General features: G+C 72.8%; 16 protein-coding genes. 5 read left to right on the forward strand and 11 right to left on the reverse strand.

Features of this window, described 5'->3' with window-relative positions; all coding sequences use genetic code 11:
- Nucleotides 1-56 precede the first annotated feature (56 nt).
- Nucleotides 57-1,217: a PP2C family protein-serine/threonine phosphatase gene (locus ACIBO8_RS09180; protein ID WP_396114590.1), complete on the forward strand. Its 1,161-nt coding sequence runs from the start codon at nucleotides 57-59 to the stop codon at nucleotides 1,215-1,217.
- Here ACIBO8_RS09180 and ACIBO8_RS09185 read toward each other — a convergent pair.
- The 4 genes from ACIBO8_RS09185 to ACIBO8_RS09200 form a co-directional block, all read right to left on the reverse strand.
- The gene (locus ACIBO8_RS09185; RefSeq protein WP_396114591.1) at nucleotides 1,203-1,643 is read right to left on the reverse strand and encodes a MarR family winged helix-turn-helix transcriptional regulator; all 441 of its coding nucleotides are present in this window, start codon (nucleotides 1,641-1,643) and stop codon (nucleotides 1,203-1,205) included. The two genes, ACIBO8_RS09180 and ACIBO8_RS09185, sit on opposite strands and share 15 nt — an antisense overlap.
- Entirely contained in the window at nucleotides 1,640-2,059 is a 420-nt protein-coding gene (locus tag ACIBO8_RS09190; RefSeq protein WP_396114592.1) for an EVE domain-containing protein, read from the reverse strand. The genes ACIBO8_RS09185 and ACIBO8_RS09190 overlap by 4 nt, the downstream gene beginning before the upstream one ends.
- On the reverse strand, nucleotides 2,056-2,490 hold the full coding sequence (locus ACIBO8_RS09195; protein ID WP_396114593.1) for an SRPBCC family protein: 435 nt from the start codon (nucleotides 2,488-2,490) through the stop codon (nucleotides 2,056-2,058). The genes ACIBO8_RS09190 and ACIBO8_RS09195 overlap by 4 nt, the downstream gene beginning before the upstream one ends.
- 282 nt (nucleotides 2,491-2,772) lie before the next feature.
- On the reverse strand, nucleotides 2,773-3,141 hold the full coding sequence (locus tag ACIBO8_RS09200; protein WP_396114594.1) for an STAS domain-containing protein: 369 nt from the start codon (nucleotides 3,139-3,141) through the stop codon (nucleotides 2,773-2,775).
- A gap of 371 nt (nucleotides 3,142-3,512) precedes the next feature.
- On the opposite strand from ACIBO8_RS09200, the gene ACIBO8_RS09205 reads away from it, so the two are divergent.
- The 4 genes from ACIBO8_RS09205 to ACIBO8_RS09220 all read left to right on the forward strand — a co-directional run bounded on the left by ACIBO8_RS09205 (nucleotide 3,513) and on the right by ACIBO8_RS09220 (nucleotide 11,471).
- The gene (locus ACIBO8_RS09205) at nucleotides 3,513-8,813 is read left to right on the forward strand and encodes a diguanylate cyclase (protein ID WP_396114595.1); all 5,301 of its coding nucleotides are present in this window, start codon (nucleotides 3,513-3,515) and stop codon (nucleotides 8,811-8,813) included.
- Between the two features lie 84 nt (nucleotides 8,814-8,897).
- Nucleotides 8,898-9,899: an ATP-binding cassette domain-containing protein gene (locus ACIBO8_RS09210; protein ID WP_396114596.1), complete on the forward strand. Its 1,002-nt coding sequence runs from the start codon at nucleotides 8,898-8,900 to the stop codon at nucleotides 9,897-9,899.
- Nucleotides 9,896-10,681, forward strand: coding sequence for an ABC transporter permease (locus ACIBO8_RS09215; protein ID WP_396114597.1), 786 nt, complete (start codon nucleotides 9,896-9,898; stop codon nucleotides 10,679-10,681). Before ACIBO8_RS09210 ends, ACIBO8_RS09215 begins: the two co-directional genes overlap by 4 nt.
- A gap of 1 nt (nucleotide 10,682) precedes the next feature.
- Nucleotides 10,683-11,471 carry an ABC transporter permease gene (locus tag ACIBO8_RS09220; protein ID WP_396114598.1) on the forward strand — a complete coding sequence of 263 codons (789 nt, stop codon included), beginning with the start codon at nucleotides 10,683-10,685 and terminating at the stop codon, nucleotides 11,469-11,471.
- Here the strand turns inward: ACIBO8_RS09220 and ACIBO8_RS09225 are convergent.
- The 7 genes from ACIBO8_RS09225 to ACIBO8_RS09255 all read right to left on the reverse strand — a co-directional run bounded on the left by ACIBO8_RS09225 (nucleotide 11,431) and on the right by ACIBO8_RS09255 (nucleotide 21,808).
- Nucleotides 11,431-12,123, reverse strand: a complete 693-nt coding sequence (locus ACIBO8_RS09225) for a phosphatase PAP2 family protein (RefSeq protein ID WP_396114599.1) — start codon at nucleotides 12,121-12,123, stop codon at nucleotides 11,431-11,433. The genes ACIBO8_RS09220 and ACIBO8_RS09225 overlap by 41 nt on opposite strands.
- Nucleotides 12,124-12,153: 30 nt before the next feature.
- A complete protein-coding gene (locus ACIBO8_RS09230; RefSeq protein ID WP_396114600.1) occupies nucleotides 12,154-12,846 on the reverse strand; it encodes a phosphatase PAP2 family protein in 693 nt (230 codons plus the stop codon).
- Nucleotides 12,847-12,880: 34 nt separating this feature from the next.
- The gene (locus ACIBO8_RS09235) at nucleotides 12,881-15,322 is read right to left on the reverse strand and encodes a DUF3488 and transglutaminase-like domain-containing protein (protein ID WP_396114601.1); all 2,442 of its coding nucleotides are present in this window, start codon (nucleotides 15,320-15,322) and stop codon (nucleotides 12,881-12,883) included.
- Nucleotides 15,316-16,443, reverse strand: a complete 1,128-nt coding sequence (locus ACIBO8_RS09240) for a DUF58 domain-containing protein (protein WP_396114765.1) — start codon at nucleotides 16,441-16,443, stop codon at nucleotides 15,316-15,318. Before ACIBO8_RS09240 ends, ACIBO8_RS09235 begins: the two co-directional genes overlap by 7 nt.
- Nucleotides 16,444-16,859: 416 nt before the next feature.
- Nucleotides 16,860-17,846, reverse strand: a complete 987-nt coding sequence (locus ACIBO8_RS09245; RefSeq protein ID WP_396114602.1) for an AAA family ATPase — start codon at nucleotides 17,844-17,846, stop codon at nucleotides 16,860-16,862.
- Between the two features lie 10 nt (nucleotides 17,847-17,856).
- Nucleotides 17,857-20,523, reverse strand: coding sequence for a fibronectin type III domain-containing protein (locus tag ACIBO8_RS09250; RefSeq protein ID WP_396114603.1), 2,667 nt, complete (start codon nucleotides 20,521-20,523; stop codon nucleotides 17,857-17,859).
- A gap of 127 nt (nucleotides 20,524-20,650) precedes the next feature.
- On the reverse strand, nucleotides 20,651-21,808 hold the full coding sequence (locus ACIBO8_RS09255; protein ID WP_396114604.1) for a tetratricopeptide repeat protein: 1,158 nt from the start codon (nucleotides 21,806-21,808) through the stop codon (nucleotides 20,651-20,653).
- Nucleotides 21,809-21,868: the final 60 nt, after the last annotated feature.

Consider the following 21,868-nt stretch of genomic DNA (forward strand, 5'->3'; position numbering starts at 1 on the left):
TCGTGGGGGTTGCGCGAGCGCCGGTTGCGGGTAGGAACCCGGGCATGGTGGATCCGATGGAAGCGGTGCGTCGCCTGCTGGATCTACGTCACCGCAGCCGTCCAGAGGATCTCCCGCCCGCGCTGGCCGCCGTGGCGCCGCTGCTGGGCGCGGACCGGCTCACCGCCCTGATCATCGACTACGAGCAGATCTCGCTGTGGCCGCTGCAGGGCACCCTGGGCGATCAGGAACCGCGCAAAGTGGACGATACGCTGGCGGGCCGGGCGTACTGCACCGCCGAGACCACGCACGCCGACTCGCGCATGTGGCTGCCGCTGCTGCACGGCGCCGAGCGGCTGGGAGTCCTCGAGGTCGCGCTGGACGGCGACCCGGACGTCCGCCTCCACCGCGACCTGCGCGTCATCGGTGCGCTGGTCGCCGAACTGATCGCCAGCCGCCGCTTCTACGGCGACGCCGTCGAGCGCACCCGCCGCCGGCTCCCCATGCAGCTGGCCGCGGAGATCATCTGGAACCAGCTGCCCCCGCTGACCTTCGCGGCCAACGACGCACTCGTCACGGCGGTGCTGGAACCGTGCTACGACGTGGGCGGCGACGCCTTCGACTACGCGGCGAACGGCGACGTGGTCCACGTGGCGCTCTTCGACACCGTCGGCCACGGCATCAGCGCGAGCGCCCTGACCACGCTGACGCTCAACACGTACCGCAACGCGCGGCGCTCCGGCCTCGGGCTCGCCGACACGTACCGGTCCATCGACAAGTGGATCCGCGCCCAGTTCCCTGGGGCGTTCGTCACGGCGGTACTGGCCGAACTGGACACCACCACCGGTGCGTACCGGCGGATAGCGGCGGGACATCCTGCGGAGCTCCACCTGCGCGGCGGCCGCACGATGGCAGCCCTGCCGACCCCTACGGCGCTGCCGCTCGGCCTCGGGCACATGCTCGACCGCCCGCCCGGCGTCACCGAGGTGATGCTGGAGCCGGGCGACACCCTCCTGCTGTATACCGACGGCATCACCGAGGCCCGGTCGGCGGACGGGGAGCTGTTCGGACTGGAACGGCTGAGCGCCTTCGTCGGGGAGGCGATGCGGCTGCGGATCCCGGCGCCCGAGGTGATGCGGCGGCTGATCCACGCGATCGTCTCGTACGAGAACGGCGAACTGCGCGACGACGCCACCGCCGCCCTGGTGCAGTGGCGACCGGATTCAGGGCCGGCGTAGCGCGCGCAGCGCGGCGGTGAACGTCGGCAGGTCCTCGCCGAGGCCGGCGAAGAAGGCCGCGTCGCACGCCTCCACCTCGACTACCGTCCGGTTGGCGAGGTCGCGGCCGGCCGGCGTGACCGCCACGGCCCGGGCGCGCCGGTCGGAGGGGTGCGCGGGACGGTGGACCAGCCCGCGGCTCTCCAGCGTACGCAGCACCTGGGAGGTCATCATCGGGTCGGTGGCGGCCATGTCCGCGAGGGTCTTCTGGGTGACCGGCTCGGACGACTCGAGATAGGTGAGGGTGGCGAGCAGGACGAACTGGACGTGGGTGATGTCGAACGGCTTGAGCGCGGCCCGCTGGGCGGCCTGCCAGCGGTTCGTCACCTGCCAGAGCAATAGTCCGGGACTGTCGTCCGCGCTGGCGTGGCGGCTGGCGAGGCTCATGACGGCGTGCTCCGCGGGTGCATGGCCGCGCGGATGGTTTCGAAGTCGTGGTCGGTGAGCGGGATCAGGCCGCGGCGTAGCTGGTAGCCCCAGTTCGGCCGGGCGGTGAGGTCGAGCTGCAGTGAGCGGATCGGGGTCTCCGTCGTGTCCGGCAGGTAGGTCACCCGGCGTCGCCAGGGGTGGAAGTCGCCCTCGTGAGCTTGCCAGATCTCGTCGTCGGTCACGACGCCCACGGCGGTGAAGGCCTGCAGCGGTTCGCCGTTGCGCAAGCTGGTCCGCGGTGAGTAGTAGACGAGCCGGTCGCCCGCCGCCAGCCGGGCGAGGCCGTCGCGCTTGCCGTGGCCGAGCTGGGCGATGCCCCGCTCGGTGCCGCGTCGTACGTGGTCGCGGCAGACCACACCGAGCCAGTTGCTCATGCCGTCACGCCTGCGGTGCGGGCGGCGGCCTCGAGGCGCTCGAGGTCGCCGGTGAGACTGGCGGCGATGCCCTTGCCGAGTACGGCGTTCCAGAGGAAGGCCAGGGGACCGGCGATCGTGACACGTACCGCGACGGTGATGCGGCCGTCTGGCTCGTCGGTGACCCGGTGCTCGAACGTGAGCTTCGCGCCGATCAGCTGGGAGACGTCGGTGAATTCGCGGCCCGGGACGAGCGAGGCGATGACGAACCGGGTCGCCGGGCCGCCCTTCGGCTTGAGCACGCCGGTGGTGCCGGTGCGGAACGGGCCGTCGAGGCGGACCCACGCGGTGTCGGTGTTCCAGGCCGGCCAGGTGGCCATGTCGGCCCAGCGCTCGAAGAAGGCCTGGGCGGGGACGTCGGTGGTGATGCGGGCGGTGGCGATCGTCTTCATGACAACTACTATGCGCGCTTACTAATCTTCTGTCAAGGGCCCGGGGCCGGTATAGCGGCGGGGTGGCGGCGCATTCGTTGCCGGCGCACGCTGCAGGCGGCGTTCCAGCGGCACGTCCGCGACCTGCGCGACGTTCGGCTCGCCAGGGCGCACGCCGACCTGTGCGGCGACGCACCGGCGACGGTCGCCTCGGTCGCGTACACCTGGGGCTTCAAGCATCTGGGCCGCTTCGCGGCGCTCTACGGCGTGGGCCCGTCACCGCACCGACGCCGGACCTGACCGTCAGCCGCCGGCGACGTCCAGGATGGTGGCGGCGCCCGTGATGCCGAGCAGCCATCGGATGTGCTCCTGTGGTTTTCCGATCGAGCACCTGACGCCACGGGCGGCGGCATGCCGATGCGCGGCGATCAGCGCCCGTATGCCCGCGCAGTCGCAGAACCCGACTCTCTCCAGGTCGAGGACGATCCGCTCGGCGGTCCCGGTGTCCAGAACCCTGCGCAGCGTCTCGTTGAGCGTCAAGCGCGATTGCAGGTCGATGCTTCCGCACAGCTTGATGGTCAGGTCCCTGCCGTCCGCTGCGGTGACGACCGTGACGGTCAAATCGTCATCGAGGCCCTGGAGAACCGTCGACCAGAAGACGTTCCGTTTCATCCACGCTCCTCCTCAGGTGTGGACGATAGGGCGCCGGGCGCCGTGATGCGTACCGGCAAGCGCAGCGGGTGTCCGCATTCCGCTGAGAATTGGATCGCGTCCCCGAGAGCAGCAGGATGGCGCGCAAGGCCATACGCGAAGGGATCATCGAGACCGAGGAGTACGACGCGCGCCCGTCGGGCGGCGTGGACGCCGCCGCGTTTCTGAACGGGATGCGCCACGGCATGGCCGCGCGCGGTCCCGGCCGCCGTCCAGGGCGCGTCGATGCCGTCGGGAACGCCGTGCGCCGCGGGTGTCTTCACATCGGCGCGGAACCGGCCGATGGGTCAGATGTGGGTTCCTCGACTCCGCGGCGCGAAACGGTTCCGGTGTTGTCGCGTCGTGGTCGCGATCTTGCCGGTGTCGAGGTCCTCGAGGAGCTGAGCCGTGGGGCTCAGACGGTGGTCCATCGGGTACGCCGCGCGGGGTTCGAATACGCGCTGAAGCAGCTGCGGCCGGAAGTCGTCGTCGACGATGCCACTCTGGTGGCGTTCCGGCGGGAGGCGGCGATCCTCGCCACCATCGACCACCCCGGTCTCACCCGCATCCACGAGGTCGGTCAGACGCATGGCCGGCCGTACCTGCTCATGGATCTGGTCGAGGGCAGTGAGCTGACCGAGCTGACGCGCAAGGGGCCGATGCCGGACCGGCGCGTGGTCGAGCTCGGGATCGACGTCGCGGGCGCGCTTGCCGCGGCCCACCGGGTGGGGCTCGTGCACCGTGACGTGAAACCGCAGAACATCATGGTGCCGGCGGACGGCGAGGCGAAGGTCATCGACTTCGGCCTGGCCGCCTGGGCCGCGAGCGACCGTGGCGAGGTCACGGCGGGCACGCTCGCCTACAGTTCGCCGGAACAGACAGGCATGCTCAAGCGGCCCGTCGACGGCCGGTCCGACCTGTACTCGCTGGGCGTCGTCCTGTTCCAGTGCCTGGCCGGCGTGTTGCCGTTCGCCGCGCAGCAGGTGGGGGACCTGCTGCGCATGCATGCGGTGAGCGCGCCGCCTGATCTGCGGCAGCTGTGCCCGGGTGGGTCGCGGGCGTTGGTGGCGGTCGTGGAGAAGCTGCTGGCGAAAGATCCGGACGATCGGTATCAGACGGCGCACGGGCTGCTTGCGGACCTGCACCTGTTGCGCACCGACCCCGACCCGGCGGGCTTTACGCCCGGCGCCGAGGATTCGCCCGACGGTCGTAGCGACACGCGCCTCAGCGGCCGCGAGCCCGAGCTGGCCGAGCTGACGGAGCGTTGGCGTCAGGCGGTCGACGGGCGCGGTGGAGTCGCGGTGGTCCAGGGCGCGCCCGGTGTCGGGAAGAGCCGCCTGGTGCGGGAGCTGGTCGCCGCGGTCCGCGCGGGCGGTCATCCGGTGCTGTACGGAAAGGGCTCGACGGACAACCCGGTGCCGATGGCCGCGGTCCGCGCAGCCGTCGACCAATACGTTCGGGACGTGCAGCGGCTCCCGGAACCCGCGCGCGGCGCCGCGGTCGGTGGGCTGCGGTCGGCGGCGGGACCCGCCGCGCCGCTGCTGCGAGCGTTGTCACCCGCCCTCGCGGCCGTACTCGAGGGTCCCGACCTGGCGGAGGAGGATCGCGGCGACCAGTTCGTCACCGCCGTCGCCGGTTTCCTCGTCGGGCTGGCCCGGGCCGGCGGCGGGCTTCTGCTGCACCTGGACGACGTCCAATGGCTCGACGGCGCGACCATGCGGGTGCTGCGCCAGCTGACCGCCGACCTTGCCGACGCGCCGCTGATGGTGGTGGCTACCGCGCGAGACGACCCCGCGAGCCGTCCCGGTCTGGACAGATATCGGGCCGCGCTCGGCGCATCCGTCGACCTGCACCTGCCGCTGGCTCCGCTCGACGACGCAGGGATGGCGGCACTGGTCGCGGCGCACCTGCCCGGCGGCGAGCTCGATGCGGACCTCGTGGGCCGGCTGAGCGTGCGGAGTGACGGCAACCCGTTCGCGCTGGTCGAGTACGTCCGGGCCGTGATCGACGCCGGTCTGCTGCGTCCGTACTGGGGCACTTGGCTCCTGGACACGGCCGGCCTGGACGGTCTGGCGCTGCCGCAAGGGGCGCTGGAGCTGGTCCTCACCCGGGTCGAAGGCCTCGGGGCCCGCAGCCGGGCGCTGCTCACGGTCGCGGCGGTGTGCGGCAGCCGGTTCCGTCCGGATCTCGTGGCGGAGGTGTCCGGCGTCGACCGCCGGGAGGCCGGGGCGATCCTCGTGGACGCGGCCGGACGGCATCTGGTCGACCAGGACGGTGACGAGTACACCTTCGTGCACGACCGCATCCGGGAGGCGCTGCTCAAGGACTTGGACGAGGCCCGTCTGCGCGGTCTGCACCAGCGCGTGGCGGAGACCCTCGACGCCGAAGATCCCGGCGGCGAGCGCCACGTCTACGCCCTGGCGCACCACTACGCCAACGGGGAGAAGGGGCGGACGCCGCGGCGGGTCTTCGAAACGTGCCACGCGGCGGGCCGGCTGGCACTGGCCGGCCACACCCCGGCCGCCGCCCTCGCCCTGCTGCAGCAGGCGGCCGAGGCGGCCGTCGCCGCCGGCACCGCCCCGGACGCGGAGTTTCTGCACACGCTCGGCATCGCCCAGCACCAGAGCGGTCGCTTCGCCGAAGCCTGCGACTCGCTGGAGCAGGCGTTGCGGGTCGCCCGGATGCCATTGGTACGCGCGACGATCCTCTGGCAGCTCGCGCTGGTCCACCGCAGCACCTGGAACACGAACGCGTCCATCGCGGCGGTCGAGCAGGCGACGGCCGAACTCGGCCGGCCGCTCCCGCGCAACCGGGTGCTGCTCGTCCTTTCCACGCTGCTGCTGTTCGCCGGCGCGGTGCTGATCGGCGTCACCAGGATCGGCTTCGGCGCCGCGTCCGCCCAGCGGCGGGACTGGCACCGTCTCCGCACCGAACTGCACCGCGTGGCGGCGCATTCGGCGGTCATCGGCCAGCGGCCTTCCGAGGCCGTGGTGCACAACATGCGGGCGCTGTACCACGCCAACCGCGTCGGCTTCTCCGCGGAGTACGCGAGGCAGCACGCGTCGCTCGCGTTCATCTACCGCATGCTCGGACTTCGCAGGCGTGCGCGGAGGGGATACGCCCGCGCCGCTCGTACCGCCGATCAGCTGGCCGACCCTGGGCTGGTGGCGCAGATCGCCTGGGAGGTCAGCGCTTCCGAGTACTTCAGTGGCAGTGGCACCGGCGCCGTCTGGGTCCCCGTCATCGAAGAACACGGGCGCTGGCTGGAGATCGGTACGTACTGCGACGCCGTCGCCGCCATCTGCTGGGGCGCGGTGATCGAGGGCAATACCCGCGACGCCCTGCACTGGCAACAGCGTGCGCGGGCGCACCTGGAGGCCAGGGGGCAGGCCGCCAACACGTCCCTGGCCATGGCCGAAGCCGCTATTCCGGCCATGCTGGGCCGCGCCGGCGCGGCGACGACCGCCCTGCGCGCCGTGAACGAGGCATCGGCCGCCCACGCGAGCGTCGGGATGCGGGTGGGCTTCCTCACCGCCGCCGCCCACGCCGCGCTGGAGCAGGACGACCTCGGGGCCTCGTTCGACACCGTTCTGGCCGAGTTCGGCACTCTCGGCGTGAAGCCGGGGGCACTTCTGCCACCGCAACGCGCGTTCTCCATCTACCGGGCGTACGGGCGGCTCTCCCAGGCCCGCCGGGCGACCGGATCCCAGCGCCAGGAGCGGCTGGCCGCCGCCCGCGCCGCCGTCGCCGCCCTGCGGCCGGTGGCCAACCGGCCACTGCTGAAGGCGCATCGGGCTGTCGCGGAAGCCGATCTCCGGCAGCTCGAGGGTGACAGCGCCGGAGCCCTGGACCATCTGGCCGCGCAGGACCGGTTGCTGCGGGAGGTGGACGCGCCTCTCGTCACCTACGAGGCGGCCCGGGTACGGGCCCGGGCGTTGCGCGACCTCGGATACGCCGACCAGGCCCGGTTGCCGGCTGCGACCGCCCTGACCCTGGCGGACGAGCAGCAGTGGCCGCACCGGGCGCGCTGGATCGAGGCGGAGTTCGCGATGCCGGATCACCGGGCGGCAGGTAGCCCCGGCCACCGGTCGAGCATCGACGTCGCGACCTCGGACGCCCAGCGTCAGCGCCTGCATGCCATCGAACAGGTGAGCATGGCGGCCTCCCGGGTCCTGGACCCGGGCCGCCTGGCGCGGATCGCGCTGGACGAGACCATCCGGATCCTCGCCGCGGATCGCGCGGTCCTGTTCCTTCCCGATGGTGCCGACTTCCTGCACGGCGCCGCGGGCGCGGATTCCGACGGCCACGGCGACACCGGCGGCGGGCTCGTCGCGCATCTCGGCCGCGACGCGGCGGGCCACGACATCGATGAGCTGACCGGCTACAGCTCCACACTGGTCGAGCGGGTCCGACGCACCGGTGAGGCAATGGTGATGACCGGCACGGACGAGGGCGTCGCCCTGGGGTCGGAGAGCGTGGTCGTGCACGGGCTGCGCAGCATCATGGCTGCCCCGCTGCAGCTGGAGGGCCGCCTGCTCGGCGTGGTCTACCTGGACAGCCGGGTCGCCAAGGGCGTCTTCACGATGGACGACGTCGGGGTCCTGGTGGCCATCACGAACCACATCGCGGTCTCCCTGGAAACGACCCGCATGGTGCAGTTGGAGGTCGCCGCGCAGACCGCCCGGCAGCAACGCGACGTCGCCGAGGCTCTGCACGGAGCCCTGACGCTGATGGGCGGCACACTCGACCCGCAGGAGGTCCTGGAACGCCTGCTCGAGGCCGCCCTGCGGGTCCTGCCGGGCGAGCGGGCGTGGCTGGTGACCGGCGAAGGTCCGGACCGCGGCGTTCTCGCCGCGCCGGACCCGCCGCCGGGCGCGCCGCCGATCGCGCTGCCGCCCGCGCTGCTCGCTCCGGAACGGCCGATGGTCGGAACCGCCGAGACCCGGCCGGCCGCATGGGGGAGCCTGCTCGACGGCGCCGCGTCGTGGGCCGTCCTCCCGATCGTCACCGGCACCGAGCACATCGGAATCCTGGTGCTGGCGTCGTTTGGAACCGCCGTCTACCAGGAGGCCGACCTGGAGATGGCGGTGGCCCTGGTCGGTCAGGGCGTCATCGCCTACGAGAAGGCGCGCCTCTTCACGCAGGTCAGGGAGCTGGCGATCCACGACGAGCTCACCGGGGTCGCGAACCGCAGGCACTTCTTCGACCTCGCCAAGCGCGACCTCGCCGCCGCGCGCCGGCACGGGCGGCCGCTCACCGCCGTGATGATCGATATCGATCACTTCAAGAGGGTCAACGACACCCACGGCCACCTGGTCGGCGACGACGTCATCCGGGGCGTGGCGGACCGCCTGGGCCACGCCATCCGGGACACCGACATTCTCGGTCGCTACGGCGGCGAGGAGTTCGCCCTGATCATGCCCGACGCGCACCCGGCGTCCACCGCCCTTGCCGAGCGGCTGCGCGCTTCGATCGCCGACGTGCCCGTCGACACGCGCATCGGACCGCTCCCCGTGACCATCAGCGTCGGCACCGCCTGTCTGCATGCCGACGACCCCGACGTCAACGCCGTCCTGTCGCGCGCCGACGCCGCGCTCTACCGGGCGAAGAGCGCCGGCCGCAACCGCGTAGAAGGGGAAGCGCCCGGGGAGTAGCGGCGGGAATCGGATTGCGCCCGCCGGTCGGATCCGTACGGTGGTGCCGGTCGATGTCGGCATCCAGACGGGGGTTGCTTTCGTATGCCGATCGTGGAGGCGCGAGCCCTGACCAAAGTGTTCCGCCGCCCGGACAAGGGCAGCGGCCTGGCCGGAGCGGTCAAGCATCTGTTCGCCCGGCGTTTCGAGGACAAGGTGGCGGTCGACCACGTCGATCTGTCCATCGAGGCGGGTGAGGCGGTCGCGTACGTCGGCCCGAACGGCGCCGGCAAGTCGACGACCGTCAAGCTGCTCAGCGGCATCCTGGTGCCGACGGCGGGCGAGGTACGCATCGACGGGCTGCACCCGCAACGCGACCGGATGACCGTGGCGCATCGCATCGGCGTGCTCTTCGGGCAGCGTACGCAGCTGTGGTGGGACCTGCCCGTCGCCGAGTCGCTCGCCGTGCTGCGGGACATCTACGGCGTCGACCACGCCACCTACCGCCGGCGGCTGGCCCGCTTCGACGAGGTGCTGGAGCTGGGCGAGATCCTGCCGGTCATGGGGCGGAAGCTCTCACTGGGCCAGCGCATGCGCGCGGACCTGGCGGCGGCGCTGCTGCACGGCCCGCAGGTGGTCTACCTGGACGAGCCGACCATCGGGCTCGACCTGGCGGTCAAGGACCGGGTCCGCGAGTTCTTCCGCAGCATCCGCGACGAGGGCACGACCGTCATGCTGACCAGCCACGACCTGGCCGACATCGAGGGCTTCTGCCGCCGGCTGGTGATCATCGACGCGGGCCGGATCATCTTCGACGGCAACCTGGAGGCGGTGAAGGACCGGTTCGCGCGGGAGCGCATCCTGCACGTCGAGACGGCGCGGCCGGTGCCGCTGGAAACCCTGCGGGTGTCGCTGCCCGGCGCGGAGGTCACGATCGAGGACACCCCGATCCGGTACGCGGTGCGCTTCGACCGGTTCGCCATGACGGCCGGGCAGGCGGTGACCGCGCTGGCCGGGCTGACCGACCTCGTGGACTTCCGGGTGGACGAGCCGAGCATCGAGGACGTCATCCGCCGGGTGTACTCGGGGGAGCTGGTGCTCGGATGAGGGGGTACCGGGCTCTGGTGCGGGCCACCGCTCGGGCGGCTCTCGCGTACCGATTCAATCTGCTGCTGGGTCTGGGCGCCGTGCTCATGCAGCTCGTCGCGCTGCTGGCGGTGTGGCGGGTGATCCTCGCGCAGTCGTCGGTGAACGGGTTCACCTGGCCGCAGATGCGGGCGTACCTGCTGGTGGCGTTCGCCGCCGGGACGGTGGTCTCGGTACTCGGCGACTTCCGGATGGCCTTCCGGATCCTGGACGGGAACGTCGCGCTGGACATCGTCAAGCCGGTCGACTACCAGAAGGCCCGGTTCGCCGAGGCGGTCGGCGGGCTCTGGATCGAGCTCATCCTGATCGGCGTGGTCGCCGGTGTCACGCTGGCCGTCACCGGCGGCGTGGAGACCCCGGCCGGCCCGGGGCTCGCCCTGTTCGCCGTGAGCATGCTGCTGCTCGTACCATTGAAATTCTTGATCGTCTATGTGAGCACGCTGGCCTGCTTCTGGACGCAGAACTACATCGGGGTGCAGTGGGCGCGCCTGGCCGTGGTGAACCTGCTCTCCGGCGCCCTCATCCCGCTGGTCTATCTGCCGGGCTGGCTCGCCGCGGTGGCCCAATGGTCGCCGTTCGGTGGCCTGACCTCGACGCCCGCGCTGATCTTCCTCGGCCGCGTCGACCTGGCGCACGGGGCGCGGCTGGTCGCGGTGCAGCTCGGCTGGGTCCTGATCCTCTGGTTCGGTGCGCGCCTGGTGTGGCGGGCGGCGCTGCGCCGGCTCACGGTGAACGGAGGCTGACATGCGGACGGCGCGGCTCTACCTGCGGCTGCTCGGCGCCCATTTCCGGTCGATGCTGGAATACGAGGCCGACTTCCTGATCCTGGCGGCGGCCACCGTACTGATGCAGGTGGTCAACATCGTCTTCTTGTCGGCGCTTTTCGCGAGGGTCCCCGCGCTCCACGGCTGGACCTTCTGGTCGGTGCTCGTCATGTTCGGCGCGGTGGCGTTCGCCGAGGGCGTCGGCTCGCTCTTCTTCGACGGCATGTGGAGCCTGTCCTGGCAGATCAACCGCGGCGAGCTCGACTACTTCCTGGTCCGGCCGTATCCGGTGGTGCTGCAGTCGAGCAGCGCGGCGATCGGCATCAACGGGCTGAGCAACATCGTCATGGGCGGGCTGATGATCGGTACGGGGCTGGCGCACGCGGACGTCGGCTGGACGCCGTGGCGGGTGCTGCTCGGCGTCCTGCTGCTGATCAGCTCCGTACTCATCAAACTCGCGATCAACCTGGCCACCAATGCGGTGTCGTTCTGGCTGTCCAGCCCCACCGCGATGTTCGCCTTCGCCATGCACCAGGTGGGGGACCTGGCCCGCTTCCCGCTGTCGGTCTACCCCGTGGCCCTCAAGGCGGCGCTCGGCGCGGTCCTGCCGTTCGCGTTCATCAGCTTCTTCCCGGCGGCGTACCTGCTGGACACCGGGCAGTCCCGCTGGATCGGGCTGCTGACCCCGCTGGTGGCGGCGTACTGCGCCGGGGCGGCGATGGTCATCTTCAAGCGCGGCTTGCGGCGCTACGAGAGCGCGGGGAACTAGACCGCAGCACCTTCTCGTCGAGGAAGGCCCGGGTCATCACATACACGCAGATGCCCCCGTTGAGGAACGAGGCCGTGACGTCGGTCGGGTGGTGCATGCCCCGGTACATCCGGGTCAGGGCCACCCCGATGGGCACGATCAGCAGGAGCCAGCAGGCCGCGCGCAGGGCCGTACGGTTCGCCAGCCGCGCGAGGACGACCGCCAGGCCGAGGTACAGCGCCACCGCCGCCGAGGTGTGGCCCGACGGGAAGCTCGAGGTCGGCGGGGAGCTGTCCATGTGGTCGACGTCCGGCCGGGTGCGGTCGATCGCCAGGGTGGTCAGGTAGAAGACGATCGCCTGCGCGGTGACGGCGGCGCAGAGGAAGAGCGGCTCCCGCCACCGCTTCAGAGTCAGGAACAGGATCAGGGCGGCCAGTACGGTCACCGCGATGATGGCCGGGGTGCTGGCGAGCGTACTGAAGATCAGGGAGACGGCGTTGCCCTCGGGCGTACGGTCGCGCTCCAGCTCGCGGTTCACCGAGTCCTCGACGGTGAGCGGCCACATGTGCACCATGACCTTGGTGATCAGCAAACCGAGGGCCACCATGACGGCGAGCAGCAGAGCCACCGGGACGAGGACCCGCTTGAGAACCTGGACCGCGACATCGGACATGGCCGCGCCTTTACCCGATGCGCGCTCCGGCTACGCATCGGTTGATGGGGATGTGGCGATCTCCGGCTCGACGCCCTTTTCGACGACGCTGTCCAGGCCGCGCCGGGTGAACGCCATCGCGGTCGCGGCCACCACGGCCGCCCCGAGCAGCCAGCCGCCCACCACGTCGCTGGTCCAGTGCACGCCGAGGACGATCCGGCTGAGCCCGGTCAGTACGGTCACCGTCACCGCACCCGCCCACAACGCCCACCGGTGACGCACCACGGGAAGCAGCACCAGGACGAACACCCCGGCGGTGAGGGCCGCATTGAGGGCATGTCCCGACGGGAACGAGAACCCGGCGGCGCGTGCCACCGGCTCGAGCAGGTCCGGCCGGTGACGCCCGACGAGCAGCTTCAGCACCGCGCCGAGCACCCCACCGACGACCATGGTGGTGACCACCCACAGCGCGAGCCGCCGGGCCCGCCGGTGGAGCAGCCACGCTACGAGGACGAGCGTCGCCAGGCGCAGCGGATTGGGCGCGAACAGGTTGGTGAGCCACACGGTCACGTCGCGCCAGCCGTGGTGGGCCAGCGCCCACGTGTGCAGCGCGTCGGTGACCCCGGCGTCCGCGGTGCGCAGCGGCGGCCACCCGCCCACGACCAGTACGGCTAGCAGCGAGAACGGGACGAGCAGCGCGATCGCCAGCACGGCGGCCGTGGTGAGCCGCAGACCGAGTCGCATGACCGTTCTCTACCCGCGTCCCGGGCTGCTTACGCTAGCGCTTCCCCCCGGGCTCCCGATGCCAGCGCAGCGGCCCGGGGTGCACGCTCCACCAGGCGCGACGCCACCACGGCCGGGTCCCGCGGAGGGCGTCGGCGTAGGCGGCCGCCTGGGCGCCGGCCCGGTCGGCCTGCTCACCGGTCGCGGCCGCCGGAGCGAAGGCCACCGTGTTGACCGCCCTCACGAGTTCGTCGAGCGGCGGCAGCGCCGCTCCTTTGGCCGTCGCGGCCCCGCGCGGGCGTTGATCCTCGGGTCGTGCGGCCGCGTCATCGCCGGTGGGAGCCGGGGCGGCCGGCTGCGAGCCGGCTGGATCCCGTCCGGCCGTGTGGGAGTCGGCTTGATGTGCGGCCGCTGCCGGATCCGCGGTGGCGGGATCCGGGGCGTGCGGGGTGGCTCGGCGCAGGCCGAGGCCCGGCCGCCGGATGGCTCGGCCGGGCGGTGGTGCCGTCGCGGCGAAAGCGGCCGCCTCGGTCGCCGCCAGGTGATCCGGCACCGGGCGGCCGGCGAGCCGGAGCGCGTCGGTGAACTCGAACCACGCCCCGGTGATCCGCGCGGCCGGCGCGCCCGCGGTCAGCCGGCGGCGGCGCAGTCCGCGCCGCATCAGCACCACCGTGGCGGCGGCCGCGGCCAGGAGCAGCAGCACCGAGCCCCCGGCCCCGGACGCGACCACGGCGGTGGACGGGCCGCCCCGGCCGGGCGCCGGGGCAGCGGCGACCGCCGGCGGGACCGACGCGCTCGGCGTGTCCGTCGCCGAGGGGGGATCGGAGGTGGGCGGCGGCTTGGAGGGCTTCGGCGTGAAGTCCTCCTCCACCGGGCGCGGCTTCTCGTCGCTCTTCGGCAGCGGGTCGAACGCCACCCAGCCCAGATCGTCGAACAGCACCTCGGGCCAGGCCAGGGCGTCGCCGCCGGTCACCGTGCCACCCGCGCCGGGCGCGTCGAAGCCCACGACGACCCGTGCGGGTAGCCCGGTGAGCCGGGCCAACAGGGCGAACGACGCCGCGAACTGCTCGGACGTGCCGCGCTGCCCGCCCTGGTCGCGGGGGCCGAAGAGAAAGAACGACAGATTCGGGTACGCGTGCCCGCTCGGCGCATCCGCCACCTTGCGGTAGTGCTCGGCCAGGAATTCCTCGATCGCCGCCGCGCGGTCGTACGCGGCCCCGTTGCCGTCCGCCAGCTGGTCGGCGAGGCGCTGGATCTCGTCGGGCACGTTGGCGCCCACGGTGAGGAACCGCGCCACCGGATCCCCGGTCGGCGTGTCCGCTTCGGGCAGCAGGTTGTAGTCCGGCTCCTGGGTGTCGGACGTGACGGTGTACCGCAGCCCCGGCCGCAGCTCCTCGGGCCGGATCACGGTGCCGGTGGCCGCGTCGTACGCCACCCGGGTGCCGTCCACCCCCGCGGGCGTGGGCACGACGGGCAGCAACCGGCCGGTCAGCTCGTTGATGGTGATCTGCTGGGTGACCCGGGTGACCGGTACGCCGGGCAGCCTCGCCGGCGCCGGCAGCACCCGTCCGGCGTTGCGGTACGTCGCACCGACCCGCCACGTGATGCCGTCGTAGTCGGGCAGCACGGCCAGCCGCAGCCGTACCGTGCCCCGCCCCCGGGACGGCCCCACCTCGAACAGCCGCTGTTCCGGGGCCAGCGCCCAGCCCGAGATCCGGTTCAGCGGGCTCTCGTCGAGGCTGTCCACCTGCGGCGGTTCGACGTACCGTCGCGGGTCGACCGGGGTGGCGGAGACCCGGCCGCCGACCCACGGACCGACCGCCGCGACCAGACCCGTGAGGACCACCAGGCCGGCCGCGGATCCGGCGAGCGCGCGTCCGCGGACCGCCGTCCGGGTCTCCGGCGGCACGTCGGCGAGCGCGGGACCGCCTGGCGACCGTACGCTCGCCGCCAGCCCGGCGATCACCGCCGCGGCGAAGGCGAGCGTCGCCCACCCGGCACTGCCGGCGTTGGGGCCCACGACGTAGAGGGCGCCGCCGTACAGGGCGGCCGCCGGCAGGCAGCCGAGCAGCACCCGCCCGCCGCGGACCGCGATCTCGGTGCCGGCGAGCCCGGCCAACCAGGCGGCGACCACCGGCACCACCACGGTGTCCGGCGTGGACTCCACCGGGATCATGGCGGTGAGCAGCCGGGGAATGCCGTTGGCGACCGCGTCCGTGACGATCTGCGGCAGCGGGTCGGTGAGCCCGGCCCGGCCCGCCGCGACCTGCAGCGCGACCGCCGTGTACCCGGCCAGCAGCACCACCGAGATCGGCGCGACGGTCCACGACGGCAGCCGGCGCGCGGCGAGGCCCACCCCGACGGACCCCAGAGCCGCGCCGGCCACCAGCTCCATCAGCAGGTCGTCGGCGTAGATCCGGCCGAGCGCTACTCCGGACAGGGCGATGAGGACGATCAGCACCACCGGTACGACCGCCGCCCGCAGCCGCCTCACCATCCCCGGACCCCGTCCCAGGCGCTCGCGAACCGCTCGCCGTCCTCGGCCTCGATGACGATCATCCCGCCGCCCGCGGACACCGGCGCGGCGTCCGGGTCGCCGAACAACCCGGCGATCACCACCGGGTACGGCCCGCGCAGCGCACTGACCGCGCCCAGGTCGGCCCGGCCGCCGGGACCGGTGAGGTAGACGAGCGTGTCCCCGAGCCGGTTCTGCCGCAGGCTCCGCACGGTCCGGGCCAGGTCCCCGGCGCGCAACCCGGCCTCGGTCAGCACGTCCAGGAACGGGCCGGCGGCCGGCCCGGAGACCAGGTGCAGGGCGACCGGCAGATCCTCGCGCACGGCGGCGGCGATGACGGAGGCAGCCGCCTCGCACGCGGCCTCGAAGGACTCGGCGGTGCCGTCACGCCCGGCGGGATGGGCCGCCGCGCGGTCGTCGAGCAGCACCACGATGGTCGGCTCGCTGGTGTCGAGCTGCTCGCGGACCATCAGCTCGCCGACCTTGGCCGAACTGCGCCAGTGCACCCGGCGCAGCTCGTCGCCGACGACGTACTCCCGTAGCGAGTCGAACGTGATGGTGCCGTGCGGCACCTTGTCGATGCGCCCGTCGAGGCTGCGCGCCATCCCCGCCGGGACCGCCCGCAGCAGGTGGATGCGGGGGTGCACCCAGACGGTCGTGGTTCCCCCGTACGCCCGGGAAAGGGTGAGCAGCCCCAGCGGATCGTGCCGGGTGATCCGCAGCGGCCCGACCGGCACGACACCGCGCCGCGTGGTGGGCACCGGATAGCCGACGGTGGTGTCCCGCCCGGGCCGCAGCCGCAGCAGGGGAACGGGCACGTCGGCCCGGCCGCACCGGTCGGTGGCGACGAGGTTGGCCGCCCGCAGCCGGCTCGTGTTGCGCACCGTCAGGGTCATCGTGGCGGGTTCGCCGCGCGCGACCCTGTCCGGATCGGCCACGCGGTCCACGCCGAGCCGGGGCCGCCACAGCCCGAACGCCACGCCGCAGACCACGGCCAGCGCGGCGGCCGCACCGAGCAGGGCGAGGTCCGGGTAGCCGAACCGGAACCCGAGCCCGAGCAGCGTCACGGCGGCGGCGATGACCCCGAAGCCGCGGGCGGTGATCCCGAGACTGCGCGCCGAGCGCCGGATACGCCGCACCGCTGCGGCCGCGGGGACGGCGCGCCGGATCTCCAGTGGCCCTGCGGCGGCGCGGGGTCCGGCGGTGGCCGGGGGTCCTGCGGCGGCGCGGGGTCCGGCGGTGGCCGGGGGTCCTGCGGTGGCGCGGGGTCCGGCGGTGGCCGGGGGTCCTGCGGCGGCGCGGGATCCGGCGTCCGCCGGGGGACCGGCGGTGGCCCGGGGGCCGGCGGCCGTGGTCGCAGGTCCGGCCGCGGCGAGGGGTCGCCGGGCCGTGGCATCGTCGGCCGCTCCCGCGACGCCGGCCAACGGGGTGCCGTCCGCCGGGCCGGGTCCGGGATGCGGGTCGGGACTCGGGCCGGGTCCGGGATGCGGGCCGGGTCCAGGACGCGGGCCGGGCGTGCTCACGCTCCGACGCGCTGGTTGTCCGGCAGCGGGACCGGGACCGAGCGGATCGCGTCGTCCAGGACCTCGGCCGCCGTCACGCCGCGCAGCTGGGCGTCGGCCGACAGGAGGACGCGGTGGGCGAAGACCGGTTCGACGAGGGTCTTGAGGTCCTCGGGGAGCACGTACCCGCGGCCGTTGATGAGGGCCCACGCCGAGGCCGCGCGGGTCAGGGCGATCACGCCGCGGGGGCTGACGCCGACGCGGACCTGGGGGTGGTCGCGGGTCGCGGCGGCGAGGCGGACCGCGTACGTGTAGAGGGGGTCCGCGATGTGCACCCGGGACGCCATCCGCACCATCTCGCCGACGGTGGCCGTGTCGGTGACCGGCTCGAGGGAGTCGGGGGAGCGCAGGGCCGCGCCGCGGAGCACCTCGACCTCGACGTCCTCGGCCGGGTAGCCGACCGAGAGTTTGACCAGGAAGCGGTCGAGCTGGGCCTCGGGCAGCCGGTAGGTGCCGTCCATCTCGACCGGGTTCTGCGTCGCCACCACGAGGAACGGCTGCGGCACCGGGTGCGGTACGCCGTCGACCGTGACGCGGCGTTCCTCCATGACCTCCAGCAGCGCCGACTGCGTCTTGGGCGAGGCGCGGTTGATCTCGTCGGCGATGACGATGTTGGCGAAGACCGGGCCGGGGTGGAACTCGAAGCCGCGGCTGGCCTGGTTGAAGATCGTGACGCCGGAGACGTCCGAGGGCAGCAGGTCCGGGGTGAACTGGATCCGGCGCCACTGGCCCCGCACGGCCGCGGCGAGCGCCCGGGCCAGCGTGGTCTTGCCGACGCCGGGTACGTCCTCCAGCAGCACGTGCCCCTGGGCGAAGAACGCGGCCAGCGCCAGCCGCACCACGTCGGGCTTGCCCAGCACGACCGTGCCGATCCTCTCGGCGAGCTGCGCGGCGATGCCGGCGAAGCCCTGGACGTGCTGGGGCGGAAGGGGTTCGGTGCTCACGGGCGTGTCCTCAGCAGGTGGGCAGATCGTTCACGTCGTCGCCGCCGTCGAGGTTGAGCCACGCGAACGGGATGTAGTTCTGGCCTTTGTAGTTGACCCGGATCCACCAGTCCGAGACTTTGTGGTGGTTGTAGATGTAGGAGTCGATGCTCGACCCCTTCTTCTTGCAGTAGGCCAGGAGTCGCGTGCCGTTCTCGACCCAGCCGACCTGCTTGTCGTTGTCCTGCCGCGTGACGCTGAAGATCTCGTTGCCGTTGCGGCCGTTGACGTCGTCGTCGCAGTAGTGGGCGGTGTCGCCGTTCTCACCGTTGATGCAGGTCGCGGTGCCGTACAGATCGTCGGTCTGCTGCGCCCTGGTCGCCGTCACCGAGCCGGCGGCGTTCTTGGCGGTGACCGTGAACGTGTACGACGTGCTGGGCTTGAGGCCGCCGACCTTGAGGCTGGAGCAGCTGCCGGACGCCGAGCCGCCGCCTCCCGATGCGGAGACCGAGCAGCTCGCCGTGCCGCCGCCCGCGTCGACCGTGAAGGTGACGGTGGCGGTGTCGAACGTCGCGGACGAGCCGGTGATCGTGATCGCGGGCTTGGCCACCGTGCGGGCCGTCGCGGAACCCGGCTCGCCCTCGCCGGCCTCGTTCACCGCGCGGACCTGGACGGAGACCGTCTCGCCCTCGCCGAAGCCGTCGAGCGTGGCGGCGGTGCCGTCGGTGACCTCGGTCGTGCGGCCGCCCGCGGCCACCACGTATTTGCTGATCGGCCGGCCGTTGTCGGCGGGGGCCGCCCAGGTCACCCGGATCGTGCCGGGCTGGTCCCCGACCGTTGCGGCGTCGACCCCTTCGGGGCGGCCCGGTTTGGTGAACGGTACGACGCTGGGGCTGACCGGGGACGCCTTCGAACCGGCGCCGCGCTCGTTGATCGCGACGACCGTGAACGCGTATTGCTTGCCGTAGTCGAGCTCGCCGTCGGCGATGGTCAGCGACGTGCCGTCCTCGGTCTCGCCCACGGGGGAGCTGCCGCCCTCGCTGATCGCGGTGACCGCGTAGCGCGTGATCTCCAGGCCCTGCCCGTTGGCGGCGGGCCAGCTGACCACGACGGTGCCGTCCGGCTTCGCCTCGGCGCTCGCCGCCGCCGGGGCGTCGGGCACCTCGGAGGTCGGCTTGACCGCGTTGCTGGTGCGCGCCGGGCCGTCGCCCTTCTTGTTCACCGCGTGCACGGCGAACTTGTACGTCTCGCCGTTGGTGAGCCCCGTGACCTCGAGCGAGCGCTGGTTGGCGCCGACCTGGAAGGTCTTGTCCGCACCCTCGACCACGTACCGGGTGATCGCGGCGCCGTTGTCGGGGGCGGCCTGCCAGCTGACCCGCACCTGGGCGTTGCCGGCCGCGGCCCGCACATTGCGCGGCGCTCCGGGCTCGGTCACCGGGGGCTTCTTGGGCTTCGGCGGGGGCGGCGGCGGGTCCGGCGGGGTGGGCGGCGGGTCGCCACCGAGCACGTCGTCGGCGTACTTGTCGACGACGCGCACCCGGTGCGCGTTGTCGACGACCCGGGCGGTGGACGAGCCGGGCGCGTTGATGAACAGGTAGTTCTCGCGCACCTCCAGCTCGAGCGGCCCGCCGGGCCTGCGGAAGCCGATGTCCTTCTGCGCGCGCCCGGCCTGATCGAAGACGTGTACCGTGCCGGTCGCCTCGTCGGCGATGTAGAAGTAGCCCTCCCAGGCGACCGCCGCCTGCAGCTCGGGGCCCTCGCCGGGGACCGGGAAATCCGCGGTGGTGCGGTCGCCGCTCACGCCGTACACATGCCGGGCGTCGGGGACGGTGACCGGCACGACGGCGCCGTCGGTGTGCTCCGGCAGCGAGCCGGGACCCTCCAGCGGCAGGGTGACGGCCGTCTTCACCTTGTCGCGGATGGTGGTGAGCATGTTGGTGGTGCGGTTGAGGACGGCAACCCCGTCCTCCAGGGTCGAGATCGTGAGGTCGTGGTTGCCGGGTGCCACGGCCTCGGTCCGGACGAGCACCGGGCCGGCGGCCGCGCCGGCGCCCCCGGTGGCCGACCGGTCCGGCAGGGGCGCGGGCGTGATCGCCGAGACCGTGCCCTCGCTGGGCACGGCGATCCACAGTTTGCCGTCTCCGTCGAAGACGCCGCCGGTGATGCCCGGCGGGTAGCGCAGCGGCTGGCCGATCGGCGTCAGGGTGCGTGGGTCGAGCTGGCGCACCTCGCCCTGCACGGTGTCGATGACGAAGGCGGAATCGTCGTCGAGGGCGACGCGCACGCCGAGGCCGCTCGTGGTGCCGGTCTTGGCGGCCTCCTTCAGGGAGGTCAGGTCCATGGTGCTGACGACGCCCGTCTGCACGTCGCGGAGGATGACGAAACGGTCGTTCTGGGTGACCTGGATCTGGTGACCGCGGGCACGGGGCACGTCGACGCGGGTGTCGACCCGGGCGGTCACGCCGTTGACCCGGGCCACCTCGCCCTTGGCCCGGCTCCACACCCACGAGGCGGCATCGAAGCTCGCGACGGCCTGATCGGCCGCGCCCAGACCCAGCACGGTGAGCCCCAGGCCGGCCACGAGGCTCAGCACGGTGCCGATGGTGACCAGACCGCCGCGGCTGCGCCACCCCTGCCGGCGGCGCACGGTCACGGCGTCCTCACCGGGCGCGTCCGCACTGGTCGCTGCACTGGTCACCCGATGCATCCTCCCCGTCTCGGTGGCTGCCCTCCGCAAGGACGCAGGCCATCATAGGGGTCGGCGGGTCGGCATGGACAGCCGGCGAGTCACGGTTGTGGATAAGCGTGATCGCCCAGAGTGATCATCAATCGCTCTCGGCGGGGGCCGCGCTTCTACCGGTACGGCTGGTGCACACGTACGGCGAGGTCGCGAACTGACTGGTGCTGTAGACGGCCACGACGGCGAAGCAGTAGTCGAGGTCGGCGTTGAGGCCGTTGAGGTTGAACGAGGTGGTGGTGGGTCCGACCTGGCCCATCGGTTTGAGCTGCTCGCCGGGGTGGCCGCCGGTGATCATGAACGACGTGCGGCCGTTCGCCGGGTCCGACCAGAAGACCTGCACCGACGATCCGTAGTCGCGGATGCGCACATCGGTGGGGGCCGGGCCGCTCAAGGTTGGCACGTCGGATTCGTCACTGCCGCCGTGCCGTCCGGCGAGGACCACCACGAGCGCGACGACCGCGATGATCACGCCGAGGACCGCGGCGATCGCCGCGAACAGGGCCGGGCCCTTGCTCGAGGACCGTGGCGCGGGCGCCGCGGTGGTGATGGGCGGCGCGGAGATGATCTGCGGCTCGGCCTGCTCGAACCGCGACGGCGTGAAGTACGGCTCGGGCTGCCGCTGAACAGGAACCGACGGCGGCGGCTGGACGGGAAGCGACGGCGGCGGCTGGACGGGAAGCGACGGCGGCGGCTGGACGGGAAGCGACGGCGGCGGCTGGACGGGAACCGACGGCGGCGGCTGGACGGGAACCGGCGGCGGCAGCGCCGGTTCGGAGACCGGTGGGGGAGTGGGCAACTCCATGCGTACCGTCGGGGGGTCCTCACCCAGGTAGGCCCGCGCCCGCGTGACCGCCCAATGATCCGCCCCGAGCACCGCCGGACCGTGCGTGGCCACCCGGCCGAACGCCCGGCGCGCCTCGTGCCGGTTCTCCATCTCCTCGGCGACCATGCCGAGATCGAACGAGATGCCCAGCATCACCGGGTCGGCGTCGCCGAGCCGCCACTGCCCGGCGGCGTACGCCTCCTCCAGCACCCGGCGCGCGGACGACGGGTCACCCGCCCGCTGGTGCACGGCGGCGAGCTGCTGCGCGGTCGCGAGCACCTCCGGGTCGTCCTCGCCGAGGTTGGCGCGTCCCAGGTCGACGGCGTGCTCGAGCAGGGCGCGGGCCTGGGCGAGGTCACCCGCGTCGGCGAGGGCCTGGGCGCGCTGCCGGGGGGCCAGCAGCGGGGACGGAGGGGACACGCAGCCATGCTGCCTGGTGGAGCCCCGTCCCCGCCAGTAGGGGGCCGAACGGCCAGTTCC

The organism is Actinoplanes sp. NPDC049681 (assembly GCF_044465265.1).
Lineage (GTDB): Bacteria > Actinomycetota > Actinomycetes > Mycobacteriales > Micromonosporaceae > Actinoplanes.

Bases quoted from the DNA above. Each gene is read 5' to 3' on its own strand.
- ACIBO8_RS09180 (WP_396114590.1), top strand. From the start codon at position 57: ATGGAAGCGGTGCGTCGCCTGCTGGATCTACGTCACCGCAGCCGTCCA.
- ACIBO8_RS09185 (WP_396114591.1), bottom strand. From the start codon at position 1,643: ATGAGCCTCGCCAGCCGCCACGCCAGCGCGGACGACAGTCCCGGACTA.
- ACIBO8_RS09190 (WP_396114592.1), bottom strand. From the start codon at position 2,059: ATGAGCAACTGGCTCGGTGTGGTCTGCCGCGACCACGTACGACGCGGC.
- ACIBO8_RS09195 (WP_396114593.1), bottom strand. From the start codon at position 2,490: ATGAAGACGATCGCCACCGCCCGCATCACCACCGACGTCCCCGCCCAG.
- ACIBO8_RS09200 (WP_396114594.1), bottom strand. From the start codon at position 3,141: ATGAAACGGAACGTCTTCTGGTCGACGGTTCTCCAGGGCCTCGATGAC.
- ACIBO8_RS09210 (WP_396114596.1), top strand. From the start codon at position 8,898: ATGCCGATCGTGGAGGCGCGAGCCCTGACCAAAGTGTTCCGCCGCCCG.
- ACIBO8_RS09215 (WP_396114597.1), top strand. From the start codon at position 9,896: ATGAGGGGGTACCGGGCTCTGGTGCGGGCCACCGCTCGGGCGGCTCTC.
- ACIBO8_RS09220 (WP_396114598.1), top strand. From the start codon at position 10,683: ATGCGGACGGCGCGGCTCTACCTGCGGCTGCTCGGCGCCCATTTCCGG.
- ACIBO8_RS09225 (WP_396114599.1), bottom strand. From the start codon at position 12,123: ATGTCCGATGTCGCGGTCCAGGTTCTCAAGCGGGTCCTCGTCCCGGTG.
- ACIBO8_RS09230 (WP_396114600.1), bottom strand. From the start codon at position 12,846: ATGCGACTCGGTCTGCGGCTCACCACGGCCGCCGTGCTGGCGATCGCG.
- ACIBO8_RS09235 (WP_396114601.1), bottom strand. From the start codon at position 15,322: ATGGTGAGGCGGCTGCGGGCGGCGGTCGTACCGGTGGTGCTGATCGTC.